Genomic DNA, 18227 nt, shown 5'->3' with positions numbered 1-18227 from the left:
TATGCTGAACAATTTGTCCAAAAATTCGGATTAAATTTGCAATCTACCATAAATATATTTATAGTAAAAGAATTATGTTATTTATTTTGGAGGAGCAACATGCAACGAATTCAGCAATTAGAACTGATGGGGGTAATCAGTCTAATCGGATGGGGTAGCAGTGCAGTTATTGCGCATGCCAGTACGCCCGCGTATCAGCGCTCATTACCCGTGCAAGTGACGCATCATGATTACGCCACGAATAGTCGTACGGGCGTTGTTTATCAGCTGAAAAAGCGGACTATTAATTTGCAACCGAAGTATCAATTGGCCCATTTTCAAAAGACCACGTGGACTTGGACGCAACAAATGGATTTGACGATCAATGGCAAGCCGTACCGGTATTACTACGTTCGTGATAAAAAAGGCCATGCCGGCTGGGTTTGGCGCCGTTACTTGACGCCCACCACCCATAAGTTAGTGGTCCCGTTGATTGGACAACCGCCGCAACTGCCAACTGGCTGTGAAATTACTGCCACGACGATGATGCTGCAGTACGCGGGGGCGCGCATGAATAAGGTTACCTTGGCCAAAGAAATGCCGCGGAGTAACGACCCAAATAAGGGGTTTGTCGGTAATCCATTTCATGCGTACGGTCACGGACTGTATGTGTATCCAAAAGGGTTGCTGGGGGTCGTCCGCAAACATGTCGGGACGGCTAAAAATATGACGGGCAATTCATTGAAACAGTTGAAGTTAAAAGTGGCGGCAAATCATCCGGTGGTCGCATGGGTCAAAGGTGTCGACGGCTTTAAAACGCATAGTTTGACCGTCACCGGTTATACGCCCAAACATATCTTTTATAACGATCCGTGGACTAAAAAACGGGTTAGTATGAAAAATGCCACTTTTGAAAAGCATTGGCGGCAAAATGGCCGGCGAGCGCTGAGTTACTAAAAGTTTTACGCAAGTCGCTCTAGTTTTACGTACTTATTAAGTAGTGTGACATATTTGATAGGTAGGGGGGGGGAACTAGAGTGAATGTAAAGTCAGTAACGATGAGCGACAAATATTGCAACGATGAATTGGAAGTATATCTAAATAAATTAATATTGAAAATAAATGATGGCGATAATAACGCTCTTCGCGAGTTAAGACTGATTTATGCAAGCATTCTTGCCATAGAATCGGTGAAAATGAATGATTTTAATAAACTGAAGTCAGGTCTTAGGACAGCATTATGGATTGATATTAGCTTTACCGAGCCGACAACTGGGCAAAAAATCGAACAGAAGTTACAGTTAGTTAAGAAAATTCAACGTTATCCGCACGACCCGATTTATGAATTACGATTAAATTTTAAATCTCACGCATTTCGAGCTATCTTTTTTTGGGTAATTACTTCATTCATGCGTTTTAATGTATATGTAAGTTGTTTTACCAAAACCAGACATGTTGACACGACCGATTATTATGCTGATATTTGTTACGCTAGCTATTGCAAGTTTAAACAGAATCCGACCGATTATTTAGCGAAGTTTATGTTTGGAGGAATTACGAATGGATTTACATGATGAAATTATTAATAGCCCATACATGCAGCCAATTATTGCCGGCCCTAATTATCAGCGTAGTCGGGAGCTAGCAATTGCGCTGATGGAAGTCGATATGAGCCCAGAACAATTCGTGACGGCCACTGACTGGTCCAAGGAGATGGTCACGGATGCGCTAGCTGGTCAGCCCAAAGTTGAAGTGGCCGTCTATGCTGCCTTAATGCAGACGATTGCTGACCAAAAATGGGCACCCCAACGGGACTGAATGATTAACACGATAACACAAAACCCCCGGAAAAATTCCGAGGGTTTTATTTTTAAGATTCATCCGCGTTGGATTCAGGATCATCGCCATCAGTCGCTTGATCAGCTTCGGGACGGACGATTTCAATGGGTGTTGCGGGGTCGTGGGCGGTTAACGGTTGATTGTGGTCAACCGTGACCGCGATGCGGAGCCGCATTTTATTTTGAAAGGTAATTTTCGCTTCACTCACACAGCCAGTGCGGGCGGCCGCTTGTTCCGCTAAAAAGCCGGTTTCGAGCATAAAATCCGGTTTTTTGATGGCAAAACTGCGTCGAGCAATTGGTTCACCGGTGAGTTCGTAAGTAATTAAATTATCACTTTCTTTGTCGATAATGAGATGGCCCCAACCAGCTTGGTCAAAAAAGGTGACTAGGTCATCATTGCCGGCAACTGGAAATTGGCGCGCCAAATCTTTACCAGCCCAGTAAAGAATCCCACTGCTATCGTCTCCCAGCAAGTTTGGTAACAAGGCATCGCGTAAAATCTCCACACTTAAAACCGAAGACTTAACGGCGTTACCCGCAAATTGAGAATAAAAGGCGTTCGTCATGATAATTCCTTTCCATACAAAATCGCGACATAATTGTCACTTCATAATAGATATTATACCTTGTTTCTTCGAAGATGCAGAACTTTTTCAACTTCTGTACCGAAACTTTACTAAATTGTGAGAACTTGCCATCCTTGAAATCCGTTTCAAAAAAAGCGATAATTAAGTTTCAGAATTAGGTGAACGGAGATTTTGAATATGTCAAATGAACATGCAATCGGATTTATGGATTCGGGAGTCGGCGGTTTAACGGTGGTTAAGCAAGCCCTCAAGCAATTGCCACGCGAAACGGTGTATTTTATTGGCGACCAAGCGCGGTTGCCATATGGCCCGCGGCCGAGTGCGCAAGTCCGCGAATTTAGCTGGCAAATGGCGTCTTTTTTATTGAAGAAAGATATCAAAATGTTGGTCATCGCTTGCAACACCGCGACGGCCGCCGCCTTGCCTGACTTGCGCGCCAAGTTGGATATTCCAGTGATTGGGGTCATTTCACCGGGGTCGCGGGCGGCGTTAAAGGCTTCCCCTAGCAAACGGATTGGGGTCATTGCAACGGAAGGGACCATCAAGAGCAACGCCTATCGCGATGCGATTATGACCAAAGACCCAGATGCGACCGTCTTTTCAGAGGCGTGTCCGAAGTTTGTGCCGTTGGTGGAATCGAATGAATATCGGTCAACCGTGGCGAAGCGGGTCGTCGCCGAGTCATTAAAACCCTTTAAAACCAAAAACATTGATACGCTAGTCTTAGGTTGCACGCATTATCCGTTGTTGCGGCCTTTGATTCAAAACGTCATCGGAGAAGAGGTCACGTTGATTGATTCTGGCGCGGAAACGGTAAATGGTGTTTCGTTTATGCTGGATTATTTAGATATTGCCAACACGAGTGCTACCAAGAAGTATCCTGACGAATATTATACGACCGGGTCGGCGGACCAATTTGCGACGATTGCCAAAGATTGGCTCGACTTACCGGACTTTACAGCAACGCACATTGACTTAGGCGGTGAATAAAATGACAAAAAGTTTAATTATTGCAACGAATAATCCTGGGAAAGCCCGGGAGTTTGGCGAGATGTTCCAAGATTATGACATCGAAATCAAGACCTTAGCGGATTTTCCAGAAATTCCAGAAATCAAAGAAAATGGCATTACTTTTGAAGAAAATGCCACGAAAAAAGTGACGACGGTCGTTGAAGCAACTGGTTTACCCGCCATTGCGGACGATTCGGGTTTGATGGTCGATGCTTTACATGGCGATCCCGGTGTCTTTTCAGCGCGCTATGCGGGCGACCACAACGATGCTGCTAATAACGCCAAGTTACTTGCTAATCTGGGTGGGGTGCCGGAAGAAAAGCGGACGGCAACGTTCCATACGACATTAGTGGCCCTAAAACCGAATGGTCAAAAGTTAGTCGTTAACGGTGAATTGAATGGCCGTATCTTGATTGCGCCCCGCGGGGACAACGGTTTTGGTTATGACCCGTTATTTTGGTCGGACAAGTATCAAAAGTCACTCGCGCAACTGAGTGACGCCGAAAAGAATTCAATTAGTCATCGGGGCGCCGCGTTACGCAACTTGATGCCAAAATTTGATGAATGGTGGGGTGCTTAACATGAAATGTTTAGTTGTCAGTGATAGTCACGGTGACCGTGATATTTTAGTGCAGTTGTTAGAAAGCTACGACGGGCAAGTCGATGCCTTTTTCCACTGTGGTGATTCGGAATTAGCACATGACGATGCCGTATTTGATGACATGTACGTGGTCCAAGGCAACATGGATTATGATCGGGATTTGCCCGAGAGTGTCAGTGTGAAAGTTCAAGATACACCCGTTTACATGACACACGGGCATTTAGTTGGCGTGAATTTTGGCTTAGAACACCTCGTTGCTGCCGGCGAACAACACCATGCCCAATGTGTGTTCTTTGGACATACGCATCAATTAGGCGTGGAACGCCACGCTGGGATGCTCGTTTTAAATCCGGGGAGTATTAGTCAGCCCCGCGGTGAATTCATGCGCTTAGGCGGCACCTACGCCATCGTGGAGACGAGTGCCAATGGGATTGACGTGCAGTACTATAACTGTGAACAACAGCCAGTCCCTGAATTGAAATTTCACTTTGCAAACTAAAAGATTTTAAAATGCAAGCAAATGCCCTTAACTTATGCGCCAATTCAGGTAAAATAGAACTATGACTTGGGGTTAAGGGAGGTTCAGCAATGTTTATCAAACCAGTCGAAGACATGTTAATGCGCAATGCCGATCATTATTTGATTCCGGCCGACATCGTTGCTAATGTCCAAACTGATAATAATTTGTACCACGCCTTTTTAGTGTTAACCAAAGTAAAGTATTCGAAGATACCGGTTTTAGATAACGACGGTCACTTTGAAGGTTTAGTTTCGTTACCGTTAATTACCGAACAAATGTTGAGTGATGACCAACTCAACGTCGACATCTTGATGCAAAAACGTGTCTGTGACGTGATGGAACATGATGTCCGGACCGTTGAACAAGTGAGCGACATCGAAGCCACCTTGCACTTGATGATCGACAATCCGTTTGTCCCAGTGGTCGACCACGAGGGCTATTTCAAGGGCATCGTGACGCGGCGGGAATTTATGAAGAGTTTTAACTTCCTAACGCATGAAATTGGCAAACAATATGATATGATTGAAAAGGATTTTTCCAATAGCGAAAAAGCTAAATAAAAACACATGGAGGGTCTCCGATGGCAAAATTAGATGCACAATCAATTATTAACTACATTGGGAATGCTAAGAAAAAGACACCAGTTAAGGTTTACGTGAAAGGTCAACTCGACCAAATCACCGCACCTGACACAATCAAAACGTTCTTCAGCGGCAACGCTGGGGTGCTATTCGGTGACTGGGCCGACGTAGAACCTTTCTTGAAGGAAAACGCCGCCAAGATTGAAGATTATGAATTAGAAAATGATGCTCGCAATTCAGCCGTACCAATGGCTGATTTGAAGCAATATAACGCGCGGATTGAACCGGGCGCAATTATTCGTGACCAAGTTTTAATCGGCGACAACGCCGTCATCATGATGGGGGCCGTTATTAATATCGGGGCTGAAATTGGTGAAGGTTCCATGATTGATATGGGCGCCATCTTAGGCGGTCGGGCCATTGTTGGTAAAAACTGTCACATTGGTGCCGGCACCGTGTTAGCTGGCGTGGTTGAACCACCTTCGGCCCAACCAGTGCAAATCGACGATGACGTTTTAATCGGTGCGAACGCGGCCGTCTTAGAAGGCGTGCACGTTGGTAAAGGGGCCGTCGTGGCGGCCGGTGCCATCGTTATTTCTGACGTGGAACCGAACACCGTTGTCGGTGGGGTTCCTGCCCGGAAATTAAAAGACATTGATGACAAAACTAAGAGCAAAACTGAATTAATGAGTGAATTACGGAATCTTTAATTTTGGAGGGATAAAAGATGGCATTACGGGAAACCGACTTAATTCCAATTTATCAACATCTCCATCAAATTCCGGAACTCGGTCTTGAAGAACATGAAACGCAAGCGTATTTGTTGTCATTAATCGCTAAGATGCCGCAAGACTTATTAACGATAAAAAAAGTGCCAGCGGTCGATACGGCGATTTTAGTCAAAGTTAGTGGTCGTAAACACGACTATCGCATTGGCTATCGGACCGATATCGATGGCTTACCGGTCACGGAAGCGACGGGCTTACCATTCGCCTCGACGCATCCCGGTAAGATGCACGCTTGTGGTCATGATATTCACATGTCAGTGGCCTTGGGGATTTTGAGCTACTTTGCTGAAAATCAACCGGCCACGGATATGATCTTTATTTTCCAACCCGCCGAAGAAAATGCTTCGGGTGGGATGCGCCTTTATCAAAGTGGCGCGTTAAGTGGCGATTGGTTACCCGATGAAATTTTTGCCTTTCACGATAATCCAGATTTGCCAGCGGGCGCGATTGGTTGCCGAATGGGCACGTTATTTGCCGGCACTTGTGAAATCCATGCGCATTTGACAGGGAAGAGTGGCCACGCCGCGTTCCCACATAACGCCAATGACATGGTCGTCGCCGGGTCCGCCTTAGTCCAACAATTACAAACCATTGTGTCCCGGAACGTCGACCCGATTCAAAGTGGGGTCGTCACCTTAGGACATTTCACGGCCGGCACTATTGGCAACGTGATTGCGGGCGAAGCGCAAATCGATGGGACGATTCGGGCATTAACACAAGACATGAATGAACACATTCAACGGCGCGTGCGCACAATCGTTGAAGGGATTGCCTTAGCTTATGATTGCAACATCGACTTAGACTTGCATCAAGGTGGGTATTACCCGGTTGAAAATAACGATCAGATTACCGCTGATTTTATCGATTACATGCAAACCGATGATGACGTTAACTTTATCGAAACACGGCCAGCAATGACTGGGGAAGATTTTGGTTACTTGATTCATCAAATCCCGGGCACAATGTTCTGGCTCGGGGTCGACAGTCCTTATTCGTTACACTCCGAACACATGGTGCCGCATACCAGTGCCATCATGGCCGGGGTCGATGCGATGACGGGCTACTTGACGCATCGTAACGCCTTAGTTAAATAGCTTTTCAGAAAACACTGCCATTCGGTGGTGTTTTTTTGTTGTGGTGATTGATTGCCGCCGTGGGGTAGACCTGGGGCCAAAGGGCGGTCCCCAGGGCGCTTTTAAGCCTAGCCATAACCCGTTGCTAGGCTTAAAAGGCGAACCCGATGAATTGCCGGTAACCCACCGGCAACTCATCACGACATGGCGGCCAACTTCCGCGCGCCCGGCTCGACATACAAAGTATTTTAGTTGTGCTTCAATTTAATAGTGATAATCCGTGGTAGGAAGCAGTCTGGGACAGACAGTCTTCGAACGTTTACTTCCAGCAAGTTAACCTGTTTCCGGGATGTCTTGGCTTAATGACATATATTATTTTTTGAACAGTACGAATCAGGGAGTCACCACTATGCTTGTTAGTGGTGGCTCCCTGATTGTGTCTTAATGATAGTCGTAATTTAACTGGCTATTTACGTGTTAGATTTAATGATGGGGACGGTAACGTGATGCCGGCTTCGCGGGCGGCCGCTAAGTAAGCCGCGAGAAAATCACGTTGAATGGCGAACTGCATCCCGTTTTTTACGTAGAATTGGACGCGGAATACTAAGGTACCGTCAGTTTGGGTCGTCACGCCCTGGATATCCGGTTCACCAATAATGTCAGGATATTGCGGCATCAACGTCTTGTTCGTGGCGATAACGGCCTGTTCTAAGTCGTGGACCGGGGTACTGGTGGCGATGTGTAAGTCGATTAAGACCCGCATGTCATTTCGGGATTGATTACTAATAATCAAAATTTTTCGGTTGGGCACGAAATTTAAGGTCCCGTCAGCACTGGTGATTTGGGTGGTCCGCAACCCCATCGCGGAGACGGTCCCTTCAATCGTTTCAATCTTAACGTAGTCGCCAACGTCAAATTGGTCTTCCAGTAAGATGAAGAAGCCGGTGACAATATCGCTGACGAACCCTTGAGCACCTAGTCCTAAAGCTACTGAGAAAATCCCGGCACTGGCAATTAAGGTGCCCACAGGAACCCCTAAGACGGACAGGACGGCGTAAATACCGAAAAACATAATAATATAGTGGTAAATATTAAGTAGTAAGGTAAAAATCGTCGAGATGCGGTTTGACGCGGTATCACTCGTATTTGCATTCGTGATAAAGATATGATGAATTAAGTGTTTGCCCAGGCGGTCGATAATCCAGAATAAAAGAATAAATAAAATGATTTCAATAATTTTACCGCCGATATTAATAATCATTTGTTGCCAATCAATTTTGGCCGCTAGCTTCATCCACACTGAAACTTGGTTAGTCGTCTTGTCGACTGCTAGCGCACTAGTAAAGCCCATGTTTTCACCCTCGTTATAAATTGTCTACGATTAAGTTTAGCAGATATTCGCGGTGCAACCAAGCTGCTTTCGTCGTGGTGGGATTGCAAGATGGTAAAATAAATTAGACCGCGCTATGAATTAACCACGCTGTAAAATGTTGGTGGGCGGTTGGGGAAAAGCCTGTTATAACGAGTTTTATTTATTATCTTAATTTCATTTATACTTAAGTAACCACATCGAAGACTAATCTTATCAGTATGTAAGCACTTTTTTAATTGCAGTATTTTTGTGACAATGCTATGCTAGTTCTAATGTTAGAGGCCGTTGAAGGAGGAAATTTTTAAGATGATTACACACATTGCGGGGATTATTGCCGCCATTGCATTCTTGTTATTAGTTTGCTTTATTGGGATTTTCTTAATCCGAATCACGAAGACAATGGGGGAAGTCAACCGCAGCTTGAGTACGATTACGGAAGACGTTGATGCCTTATCTCATCAAACTGAAAAAATCATGGCAAATGCCAATGACTTATTAAAAGATGTTAATGGAAAAGTTGCCACGATTGATCCCGCCTTTCAAGCGATGGGCGATTTAGGTCAAAGTGTTTCCGATTTAAATGCGGCAACTCGTGAATTGACGGAAAAAGTTGGCAAGTCCAACGAAAAACGCAGTAAGTTTGCGAGTGCCTCAAAGGTTGGGAAAGCTGCCTTTGATGTTTACCGTAACCGGCGGACAAAAAATAATAGCGAGGAGTCTTAAAATATGTCAAAAAAAGGATTCTTATTTGGTTTAGCATTAGGTGGCGCCGCGATTGCAACGGTTGCTATGAAAATGGATGAAGACAAGAAGGCAGAATTAAAGGCGCGCGCTCAACAAGGCATTGCGGACTTTAAAGACCGGGCAATCGACTATGCTTTTTACGCAAACGATTATGCCGAAGATTTCAAAGAAGAAGCCGGTAAACAATTCGAAGATGCCAAGAGTAAAGTTGCGGACTTCGCTGATCAATATCAAGCAGCTAAAGAAGCCGGTGGCGAAAGCTTCGGTTCGAGCTTAGACCAAGCAACTGATAGCTTACGTTCAGAATTAGCTCGCGTTGAAGCTGACGAAGACGTTGACAATGTTAATGACGATATCGTGATTGACAGTGCGGCGGCCTTTGGCACTGACGATGCGGCTAAAGACGACGCTGGTGACCCAGCTGAAACGGCGGCGCCTGAAGAAGCTGAAAGTGAAGATACGCCTGACGTGGACCAAGTCAAAGACGAAAAACCAGTTGACGACTCAGCCACTGATAAATAAATCAATTACGATTGACGGTTCAACCGTTATGAGGAGTCATGTGGAATTGCCCATGGCTCTTTTTATATGAATTAAAGGAGTTGAAGATAATGTTGTATTCGATTGGGACCGTGGCCAAAAAGACTGGTCTGACGAGCTATACGTTACGTTATTATGAAAAAGAAGGCTTAACGCCATTTGTGAAACGCGATGAACAGGGCCGCCGGGTTTTTGATGATGATGATTTGGATTCATTAGCGTTGATTCGCTGTTTGAAACAAACCGGGATGCCACTGGAAGAAATTCGCCAATTTGTTACTTGGTGTGATGAAGGGGATGGCACCTTGGCCGACCGCTTGGCCTTGTTTCAACAACAACGAGTCGTGGTTGAAGCTCAGATTCACGACTTATTGAAGAACTTGCAAAAGGTCAATCATAAAATTGATATTTACTCGCAAGCGTGTGTCAGTGGTCATGAAGCGGATGTCGACTGCGATTTGATTCCCAAGCGATCGGCGGCGGAATTGTTGGCGCAAGTTGAACAATATGAAGCGGAGCACGAGTTATAAACAAATTCGGATTAATGCTTGACTTAGAGTTACCTCTAAGTTTTATTCTGTTAATTGTTGAATGATACGAAGCAATTAAAGGAGTGTTAATCCATGAAGAATATCAAATTAGGTGGGACGGCTAATCAAGTGTCGTCAGTCGCCTTGGGCATTATGCGGATGGTTCGCCTGAATAGCGATGCAGCGGCCAATATCTTGGCCAACGTGCACGATCAAGGCGTGAACTTTATTGATTCAGCTGACATCTATGGTAATGGGCAATCCGAAACGGTTTTTGGCGAAGCGTTCAAAAAGTCCGGCCTCAAACGGGATGACTTTTGGATTCAATCGAAAGGCGGCATTGTCTTGGACCCGGAGAAGAGTAGTGGCGAATTGGTTTTTGGCCAACGTTATGACTTTTCCAAGCAGCATCTAATTGATGCCGTTGATGGCATTTTGCAACGCATGCAAATCGACTATTTAGATTCCTTTTTGCTCCATCGGCCAGATGCGCTGATGGAACCGGCGGAAATTGCCGATGCGTTTGATACCTTGCAAGCGGCCGGTAAAGTGCGGTACTTCGGGGTTTCTAACTTTAACCCGATGCAAACGGCCATGTTACAAGCAGAATTGAATCAAAAGTTACTCATTAATCAATTACAATTTGGGGTCATGCATAATGGTCCAATTCAATTCGGGTTCCATACCAATATGCAAGATAATGCCAGTTTAGATCATGATGGCCAGATTATTGAATATTCGCGGCTACACCACATGACGATTCAAGCTTGGTCGCCATATCAGTATGGCATGTTTGCTGGGACTTTTGTTGATAATCCTAAGTTTCCGGAATTGAATGCCAAGTTACAGACTTTAGCCGATAAGTATCAGGTTACGAAAAACGCGATTGCGACGGCTTGGATTTTACGCCATCCAGCCCAGATGCAAGTAATCTTAGGGTCAATGAACCCGCAACATTTGCAAGAGAGCATTGCCGGGACGGATGTCACGTTGACCAAACAAGAATGGTATGATGTCTACTTTGCAGCCGGTAATGATTTACCATAACACAAAAAAAGCGTCGACGAATTTTGACATTCGCCGGCGCTTTCGTTTGGTTTTACAAGTCTAAAATCTTTAAGTCCTTTGAGGTGTGGGTGAATGGCTTGAAGCCGTCCTTAGTCACGACCCCACAGTCTTCAATCCGAACACCGGCAACGCCTGGAATGTAAATCCCAGGTTCGATGGAGAAGCACATGCCTTCAACTAACGGCATGTGGTTGCCAGCCATGATTGAAGGGAATTCATGGTCAGTTTGACCTAAGCCGTGGCCTAAACGGTGAATGAAGTATTCGCCATAGCCGGCTTTTTCGATGACGTCACGCGCTAACTTGTCGACGTCTTCAGCGGCCATCCCGGGTTTAACCGCGGCCTGGGCCGTCAATTGGGCTTCCAAACAAACATCGTAGATTTCTTTTTGTTTGTCGGTTGGTGTCCCGTAGGCAATCGTCCGCGACGCATCGGACGCGTAACCGTCGTACATGACCCCTAAGTCAAACAAGACTAATTCGTTGGGTTTGATTTGGGTATCATTGGTGGCGCCATGGGGTTCGGCCGCATGCTTACCAGCTTGAACCAACGTGCCGAAGCTCATTTCCATAATGCCTTTTTGCATTAAGGCGTATTGGAGTTCCGCCGCGATTTGTTGTTCAGTTCGGCCTTCTTTAACGGCGGCAAAGCCTTTTTCGAAGGCGAAATCAGCCCATTTACCCGCAATGTCTAATTTTTCCAATTCATCGGGCGTCTTAACGAGCCGCAATTGTTGGATAAATGGGGATAAGTTCTTGTCATAGTGGGCAGCTGGGAATTGTTTTTGGATGGCTTGGAAACGATCTAACGTCAAGTTGCCTTCTTCTAACGCCCAAACCTTAGGATCAGTTAATTGGTCATGAATATGGTTGGCAATTAAGGCATATGGGTCTTCATGGTCTAAATAGCCATAAACGGGGTAAGGCCAACCGGTCCCTTTGATAGCTTCAACTTCAAGGGCAGGAGCGAACAAGAACGGTTCTGCGTCCGCAAAGACGAAGAGCGCCAAGGTCCGTTCGATCGGGTCACTCAAAAATCCGGTTAAATATGAAATCGTGTGAAAATCACTTACATAAGTCACGTCAACGTGGTTATCAACGGTCCATTGACGCACTTGTTGCAGTTTGGTGTAATCTGCCACTTCAATCACTCCTTGAAATTTAGTTATTTATTAATATATATAACAGTATAGCGCTGTTGGCGCAGAAAAGCTGTTAATAATGTGTTGAAACCGGTTAATTTCCGTTGTAAAAATCTTGATTTATGAAAGCAAGTACGTTATTATTTTCATGAAAGCGATTTCAACCCCTGTTTTCGGTTGCAACCCGACCTCGTTTTTGCTATATTGGTTGATGTTGCATGAAAACGAATGAAAACATATGATACCAAGTAAGAAAGGGCTATTTTATATGGAAAAACAAACAGTAACGATTTATGACGTGGCACGCGAAGCGGCGGTTTCAATGGCTACGGTTTCACGGGTCGTCAATGGGAATCCCAACGTTAAGCCAGCCACCCGGAAAAAGGTTTTGGCAGTTATCGAACGCTTAGACTACCGACCAAACGCGGTTGCACGAGGCTTAGCTTCCAAGCGGTCTACAACGGTTGGGGTCATCATCCCCGATGTCACGAATATCTACTTCGCGTCATTAGCACGTGGGATTGATGATATTGCGATGATGTACAAATACAACATCATTTTGACTAACTCCGATGATGCCGGCGAACAAGAAGTCAACGTGTTAAACACCTTAATGGCCAAACAAGTTGATGGGGTCATTTTCATGGGGAACCATATTGATGACAAGTTGCGCGCCGAATTCAAACGCGCCAAGGCACCCGTTGTTTTAGCTGGGACAGTCGATCCAGAAGGCGATACGCCAAGTGTCAACATTGATTATGCGGCCGCTGTTGAAGAAGCAGTCACCAACTTAATCAAGCGCGGTCACGAAAAGATTGCGTTAGCCCTCGGACCGTTGTCACAGTCAATCAACGCTGAATACCGGTTAACGGGTTACAAGCGGGCTTTAAGCAAAGCTAAGATTGCTTATGATGACAAGTTAGTTTATGAAGCCGGCTACTCATACGATGCTGGGACTAAGTTACAACCCGTAATCGCAGATAGTGGTGCGACCGCAGTCTTCGTTGGCGACGACGAAATGGCAGCTGGGATTATCAACGCCAGCATGGAATCCGGCATTGATGTGCCAAATGATTTGGAAGTTATTACAAGTAATGACACCATCGTTACCCAAATCACCCGTCCAGCCATCACTTCGATCACGCAGCCGTTATATGATATCGGTGCCGTTGCGATGCGTATGTTAACTAAGTTAATGAATGATAAAGAATTAGATGAAAAGACCGTCACATTACCATATGGGATTGTCCGTCGCGCATCAACGAAAGACGCTGACTAGTTTCAGCGGTTGACCGTTGATTTGCGGTATACTGGGTTTGGAACTTCGGTTCTGAGCCCTTTTTTTAGAGCGTAAATCGGGGCGGGTTGCGGGTGAGCATTGCCTAGCTAAGGGGCGAATGCGGTTTTTGCATTAGGCCCTTAGTGTAGCAAGCGGAAGCCGCAGCCCCGATTTACGCGTTTCGGCAATCGAGATAGGGAGCGCGTAGCAAGCGCAGGCCGCTGCCGGCTAAAACGCGTTTCGGTAATAAAGGTAGGGAGCAAGCAACGAGTTCAAATAAGCAAAGCACCAAACGCACCTGACATATCTAATTACGCAAACGCCTCTAAGATTTCACGCCACAACTAAAAAAAGTTTCAGAACCACAGAAAGGAAGGATTGCATGCCAAAATTAACATTGCCAGCGCGTCCCGGCAAAGTCCAATTAGGGTTGAAAGCCTCCGATGACCCTGCCCAATTAATGAATCGGTTGCAGTATCGGCCCACGACCTTTGAATTCTTCACGAGTGCGGCGGACTTTGAAACGGATGCGTTTGAAAAATTAAAAACGACGGTCGAATTTGTGCAAAAAAATGTCACGGAAGATGTGGTGTTACATCATCCGATGAGCTATCAAGGTCAGCATTTGGACCAATTACTAGACCCGAAACGCGAATCGACGGCCTATGACTTTTTACAATCGTCGACTAACCAACTGTTGGAGCTCGCGACGGCACTAGATGTACGGGTGTTAGTTCACGGCGGTTACGGTGGGGATGAAAGTAGTCAGTTGATTGCCGAATATCCATCACTCGCGGCCGCCCGCTCAGCAGTCTTTGCGCGGCTAGATGATTTGGTACGACAAGGCCGCGACCATATTATGATTGAAAATGGGATTACGCCAAGCTTTATGTTTGGTGATCCCCAATTAGACGAAATGATTATTCAACATCATTTGCCATTAGTTTGCGACTTGAGTCACGTCTTTATTGGCTTACAAGGTGATATGGAATTAACGCGCTTATCATTAAAACGACTCGCCCCATTGATTAAGCACTATCATTTGGTCGATTCATTAGGTGCTCGTCACGATAGCTTGCCATTGGGTGAGGGCTTGATTGATTGGCAACAAGTGCTACCACTGTTGAATCCGCAAGCTAGCATGATTTATGAGGTACCGGACGAAACTGATGCCACTTGCGCTAATATGTTAAGTAGTTATCATTATTTACGCGGCCTCGAGACGAAGTTGTTGGAAAGCCGGGGTGCCATCCATGGCTAAAGTCGTCGTCCATGTTGATGAAGCGGCCAAAGTGGCGATGGCGCAAGGCAATGTACAAAACTTACTAGCGGCGTTACCGACCAGTGAAGTTATTATCGTGGTGAACGGTCCAGCAATTACGACGTTAACGACTAGCGACTGGTCGGCGTTTATGAGCGCTAACCCGCAAGTCGAAGTTGACGCATGTCGTAATGCCATGAATAGCCATCAGTTAGTCCCAGCAGATTTAGTGACTGGCGTCCAAGTGGTGCCAGCCGGAGTAGTTCGGATAGTTGAACTTCAAGCTTTGGGATTTGCCTACTTAAAACCGTAATTATTAGACTGAATCGAAATTAGATTCAGTCTTTTTTGCACGTTTTTTATATAATTATGTTAATATTGATTTTTGGAATAAATATTATGATATTATAACGGTATTATCAGGGCTAAACGCTGGTCCTGCACATGGATTGAATCGAGGAGGAACACACATGAAATTGGGGAAGCAAGTATTAAAAGTCGCCGCTTTAAGCTTGATGGGTCTTGGATTAGTCGGCGGTGCCGCAATGACGGCCCAAGCTAGCACGACGTATCATCGGACCGCGACCGTTAAGACGGCCAACACTGCTTATTACTCAACGAGTCAAACTGGGAAAACGTATAAGTTTGTCGGTTCGACGAAGAAGTTTACCTTTAAAGCGAACCATGCTTTGAAGAACTACACGTCAACTACTTGGCATTCAACGAAGAAAACCACGGTCACTAAAGCCGGTAAAAAGTATACTTACTATTATGTGACTAACACGAAGAACAAGGCGCAAGGCTGGGTTTGGAGTGGCTTTGTCAAGAAGGGGACGAACCCCACGACCAATGTGAAGACAGCTTATAGTGCGGCTAAGACCAAGCATAACTTGTCAACGATCATTGATTCGGCACGGGCGTTGAACAGCACGGCAACGTTAAAGACTAACAGCAAGTTACAAACGATTGCCAATACACGGGCCAAGCAATTAACCACTAAATTTAGCACGAACTATGCGGGTAAAGCGGCCGCTAAGACGTTGGCTAGCCAAGTTAAAGTTAGTCTGGCTAAAGAAGTGTACTTAAAAGTTGCCGTTCGCGACAACAATGCGCAAAATGCCGTCGCTATTTTTAACGAAATGAGCACCTCACAACGTCAGGCTGTATTAGCTGGCAGTAAAAAGCAAGCTGGGATGGGCCTGGTTAAAAAGGGCAACCAAATTTATGTAGCCATTGAATTAGCTAAGTAATTGAAGGTATTTGAAAGGCGACTGACTGGATGAAAATCTGGTTGGTCGTTTTTTTGCGCAAAAAAACACCCGCAAATAGGTGGTTGCAGGCGTTAGTCGGCACATTATTTAGTCATTCTGCGGAAACTATTCATGGCAGTGTAGTAAGTGACAGTGATATTTTTATATGAGTTCATACCTTTGAGCGATTGTTTAGTAACTGCTGAGCCAAAGTATTTCTTGGCATTACCGTTAAATTTACGGTAGAAGTTACGGTTGGCAATGGCCGTTTTACGATTGTAGAAAGAACCGGCATTGTCACCCCAATATGATTTGGTAAATTTGGCATTCTTAGTTTTACTCAAAATCATAAAATTACTAGAATGTTCTTGTTCACAATAGACGATCAAAGCACTCTTTTTGTTAATCGTGGTTCGACGAACAGTTTGAATATTCCATGAGTTTAAAATGTACATTGTATTGGCGTGTGTTCCTTTACCAGTAACTTTGTATGGTTGGAACGTATTGGCACTGGTTGCTGTCGAAGCGTTTTTGTCACGCGTCTTACGATATTTTGAAATGCCGAATTTTTTTGCTGAAACTTTAAATGGCGTTTTACTACCTTTAACGTACCAGTTTCCCCGATAAGTCTTCGGAATGGAAGTCATCCGATGCGTTTTAACGGCTGCTTGGACGGATTGACTTGGTAACAAAGCCATCCCGCCGATAGTGCCAAAACCCATTAAACTAACGACAACTGCTTGTGTCGGGTGCTTTTTGTTCATGATGTGTATCCCCCTAGATTTCGTCATCGAGCGAAGATGACTGTTGCGAATATAATTAACATTCATTTTTTATACTACCATAAATTATGACGATAAAATCAAAAATGTACTCTAAAATCCTCTTTTTGTCCTGAAAATAATCGCAATTCAAAACGAACGCTGTTATTAGTAACTGCTAATCAATTGTGATAACCACATATAATTTAGTGGGCACCGACGTACTTACTGTAAAATAGCACTTGTTTTTCTACAAAAATAAAACAAGTTTATAGTATGTGGATTAGTCATAATCCATGATATAATCAACGTGAATTGATCACTATAATGAAAACTAGTGGATATTAGAAAATCTGCAAAAGAGCACCATTACTGATAATATGTTGGAATTATTGAACTTAGAAGATATGGACCTGGCACTAGGTATTCTCAAGAGGATGTCTGGTCGAAAAACTATTTGAAAATATTTGCTCTAGGGGTGCTAATTATGTTAAAAAATCAGCGAATTAAAATTATTCACCGTAAAAAAGTATTGGCGGGGAAATTCAGGAGTGAAAATTCAAATGCTAAGTCACATCACGATGAAGTAGTACAAAAATTTAAGCGGTCAACCTATCTATCAGAACAAAATAAGCAAGACCTGTTAGATGAATTGCGAAATACGAACATCAGGGTTCCAAAATAGCACTTCATCATTATAAGGTAAGCGCCTAATGATGAAGTGGTGCAGGTTTAAAATGGTTCGTTAGTGACAAAATATAAATGAAAATAGATATGTTAAAAAGGCTACTGTGACGAAATAATGGACAGGGTATCCAGCAACAGGTAATTCAGGCGGACCTAGATTCTCGACCGTTCATTGATATGATTCAGGCAGGCACGTTATAGCATGCATCGCATGGCATCAATATTTATCCGCAATCTTAGAAGATGATATATGTATATTTTATAATATCGATTTGGCAAGAAGATAAGAGCTGTTCATAGACGTATTTGTTAGCGTAATCCGTTGAACTTCATTCAAAAATAAAATAAGTTTATAGTATGTGGATTAGTCGAAATCCATGATATAATCACCATGAATCAATCACAGTAATGGAGGGTAGCGTATGAGCAATCTTAGAACCACGGAAATCATTATGAGTGCCGCGGATTACGATGCAATATCTAATCCCAAAAATCCGAAAAATAAGGCAGCCATGGTCAGAGCACAAAAAAACTTTTCAAAGCTCTCAAAAACTAGCAATATGGTAGATTGCAAATTTAATCCGAATTTTTGGACAAATTGTTCAGCATAACC

General features: G+C 44.5%; 22 protein-coding genes. 18 read left to right on the top strand and 4 right to left on the bottom strand.

Annotated elements, in window-relative coordinates; genetic code table 11:
* The first annotated feature begins 99 nt into the window (after nt 1–99).
* From DY78_RS06575 to DY78_RS06565, 3 genes are all read left to right on the top strand, one after another.
* On the top strand, nt 100–936 hold the full coding sequence (locus tag DY78_RS06575) for a C39 family peptidase (protein ID WP_024625137.1): 837 nt from the start codon (nt 100–102) through the stop codon (nt 934–936).
* A gap of 80 nt (nt 937–1016) precedes the next feature.
* Entirely contained in the window at nt 1017–1553 is a 537-nt protein-coding gene (locus DY78_RS06570) for a hypothetical protein (RefSeq protein WP_024625136.1), read from the top strand.
* Complete coding sequence (locus DY78_RS06565; protein WP_024625135.1) at nt 1540–1797, top strand: hypothetical protein; 258 nt, start codon at nt 1540–1542, stop codon at nt 1795–1797. The genes DY78_RS06570 and DY78_RS06565 overlap by 14 nt, the downstream gene beginning before the upstream one ends.
* Before the next feature lie 52 nt (nt 1798–1849).
* On the opposite strand, the gene DY78_RS06560 is transcribed toward DY78_RS06565, so the two are convergent.
* Complete coding sequence (locus DY78_RS06560; RefSeq protein WP_033612550.1) at nt 1850–2386, bottom strand: YslB family protein; 537 nt, start codon at nt 2384–2386, stop codon at nt 1850–1852.
* Between the two features lie 198 nt (nt 2387–2584).
* Here DY78_RS06560 and racE point away from each other — a divergent pair, with 198 nt between their 5' ends.
* The 6 genes from racE to DY78_RS06530 all read left to right on the top strand — a co-directional run bounded on the left by racE (nt 2585) and on the right by DY78_RS06530 (nt 7002).
* Nucleotides 2585–3397 (top strand): glutamate racemase, encoded by an 813-nt coding sequence (gene racE, locus DY78_RS06555; protein ID WP_024625134.1) that lies wholly within the window; start codon nt 2585–2587, stop codon nt 3395–3397.
* 1 nt (nt 3398) lies between these two features.
* Nucleotides 3399–3998: an XTP/dITP diphosphatase gene (locus DY78_RS06550; protein ID WP_024625133.1), complete on the top strand. Its 600-nt coding sequence runs from the start codon at nt 3399–3401 to the stop codon at nt 3996–3998.
* A 1-nt stretch (nt 3999) separates the two neighbouring features.
* Nucleotides 4000–4518, top strand: a complete 519-nt coding sequence (locus DY78_RS06545; protein WP_024625132.1) for a metallophosphoesterase — start codon at nt 4000–4002, stop codon at nt 4516–4518.
* 89 nt (nt 4519–4607) lie between these two features.
* Nucleotides 4608–5099, top strand: a complete 492-nt coding sequence (gene cbpB / locus DY78_RS06540; RefSeq protein ID WP_024625131.1) for a cyclic-di-AMP-binding protein CbpB — start codon at nt 4608–4610, stop codon at nt 5097–5099.
* 20 nt (nt 5100–5119) lie between these two features.
* A complete protein-coding gene (dapD, locus tag DY78_RS06535) occupies nt 5120–5830 on the top strand; it encodes a 2,3,4,5-tetrahydropyridine-2,6-dicarboxylate N-acetyltransferase (RefSeq protein ID WP_024625130.1) in 711 nt (236 codons plus the stop codon).
* Nucleotides 5831–5847: 17 nt separating this feature from the next.
* Nucleotides 5848–7002: an N-acetyldiaminopimelate deacetylase gene (locus tag DY78_RS06530; protein ID WP_024625129.1), complete on the top strand. Its 1155-nt coding sequence runs from the start codon at nt 5848–5850 to the stop codon at nt 7000–7002.
* A 445-nt stretch (nt 7003–7447) separates the two neighbouring features.
* On the opposite strand, the gene DY78_RS06525 is transcribed toward DY78_RS06530, so the two are convergent.
* Nucleotides 7448–8332, bottom strand: a complete 885-nt coding sequence (locus DY78_RS06525) for a mechanosensitive ion channel family protein (protein ID WP_024625128.1) — start codon at nt 8330–8332, stop codon at nt 7448–7450.
* Nucleotides 8333–8659: 327 nt separating this feature from the next.
* Here DY78_RS06525 and DY78_RS06520 point away from each other — a divergent pair, with 327 nt between their 5' ends.
* The 4 genes from DY78_RS06520 (at nt 8660) to DY78_RS06505 (ending at nt 11214) form a co-directional block, all read left to right on the top strand.
* Entirely contained in the window at nt 8660–9076 is a 417-nt protein-coding gene (locus tag DY78_RS06520) for a DUF948 domain-containing protein (RefSeq protein ID WP_024625127.1), read from the top strand.
* 3 nt (nt 9077–9079) lie between these two features.
* Complete coding sequence (locus tag DY78_RS06515; protein WP_024625126.1) at nt 9080–9619, top strand: YtxH domain-containing protein; 540 nt, start codon at nt 9080–9082, stop codon at nt 9617–9619.
* A gap of 89 nt (nt 9620–9708) precedes the next feature.
* Nucleotides 9709–10167: a MerR family transcriptional regulator gene (locus DY78_RS06510; protein ID WP_235810644.1), complete on the top strand. Its 459-nt coding sequence runs from the start codon at nt 9709–9711 to the stop codon at nt 10165–10167.
* A 93-nt stretch (nt 10168–10260) separates the two neighbouring features.
* Nucleotides 10261–11214, top strand: a complete 954-nt coding sequence (locus DY78_RS06505; RefSeq protein WP_024625124.1) for an aldo/keto reductase — start codon at nt 10261–10263, stop codon at nt 11212–11214.
* A gap of 52 nt (nt 11215–11266) precedes the next feature.
* Here DY78_RS06505 and DY78_RS06500 read toward each other — a convergent pair whose 3' ends face one another.
* Nucleotides 11267–12376 (bottom strand): M24 family metallopeptidase, encoded by a 1110-nt coding sequence (locus DY78_RS06500; RefSeq protein WP_024625123.1) that lies wholly within the window; start codon nt 12374–12376, stop codon nt 11267–11269.
* A gap of 268 nt (nt 12377–12644) precedes the next feature.
* On the opposite strand from DY78_RS06500, the gene ccpA reads away from it, so the two are divergent.
* The 4 genes from ccpA to DY78_RS06480 all read left to right on the top strand — a co-directional run bounded on the left by ccpA (nt 12645) and on the right by DY78_RS06480 (nt 16166).
* On the top strand, nt 12645–13655 hold the full coding sequence (gene ccpA / locus DY78_RS06495) for a catabolite control protein A (RefSeq protein ID WP_024625122.1): 1011 nt from the start codon (nt 12645–12647) through the stop codon (nt 13653–13655).
* 382 nt (nt 13656–14037) lie between these two features.
* Complete coding sequence (locus DY78_RS06490; RefSeq protein WP_024625121.1) at nt 14038–14916, top strand: sugar phosphate isomerase/epimerase family protein; 879 nt, start codon at nt 14038–14040, stop codon at nt 14914–14916.
* A complete protein-coding gene (locus DY78_RS06485) occupies nt 14909–15229 on the top strand; it encodes a DsrE family protein (RefSeq protein WP_033612541.1) in 321 nt (106 codons plus the stop codon). The genes DY78_RS06490 and DY78_RS06485 overlap by 8 nt, the downstream gene beginning before the upstream one ends.
* A 157-nt stretch (nt 15230–15386) precedes the next feature.
* Nucleotides 15387–16166, top strand: a complete 780-nt coding sequence (locus DY78_RS06480; protein WP_024625119.1) for a hypothetical protein — start codon at nt 15387–15389, stop codon at nt 16164–16166.
* Nucleotides 16167–16270: 104 nt separating this feature from the next.
* On the opposite strand, the gene DY78_RS06475 is transcribed toward DY78_RS06480, so the two are convergent.
* Nucleotides 16271–16930 carry a hypothetical protein gene (locus DY78_RS06475; protein WP_024625118.1) on the bottom strand — a complete coding sequence of 220 codons (660 nt, stop codon included), beginning with the start codon at nt 16928–16930 and terminating at the stop codon, nt 16271–16273.
* A gap of 484 nt (nt 16931–17414) precedes the next feature.
* Between DY78_RS06475 and DY78_RS06470 the strand changes: the two genes are divergently transcribed.
* Nucleotides 17415–17612, top strand: a complete 198-nt coding sequence (locus tag DY78_RS06470) for a hypothetical protein (protein ID WP_024625117.1) — start codon at nt 17415–17417, stop codon at nt 17610–17612.
* The last annotated feature ends 615 nt before the right edge of the window (nt 17613–18227 follow it).

The organism is Lactiplantibacillus fabifermentans DSM 21115 (genome assembly GCF_000498955.2).
GTDB lineage: Bacteria > Bacillota > Bacilli > Lactobacillales > Lactobacillaceae > Lactiplantibacillus > Lactiplantibacillus fabifermentans.
Note: the sequence above shows the minus strand (reverse complement) of the source record. Positions and strands in the feature narration are given on the sequence as shown.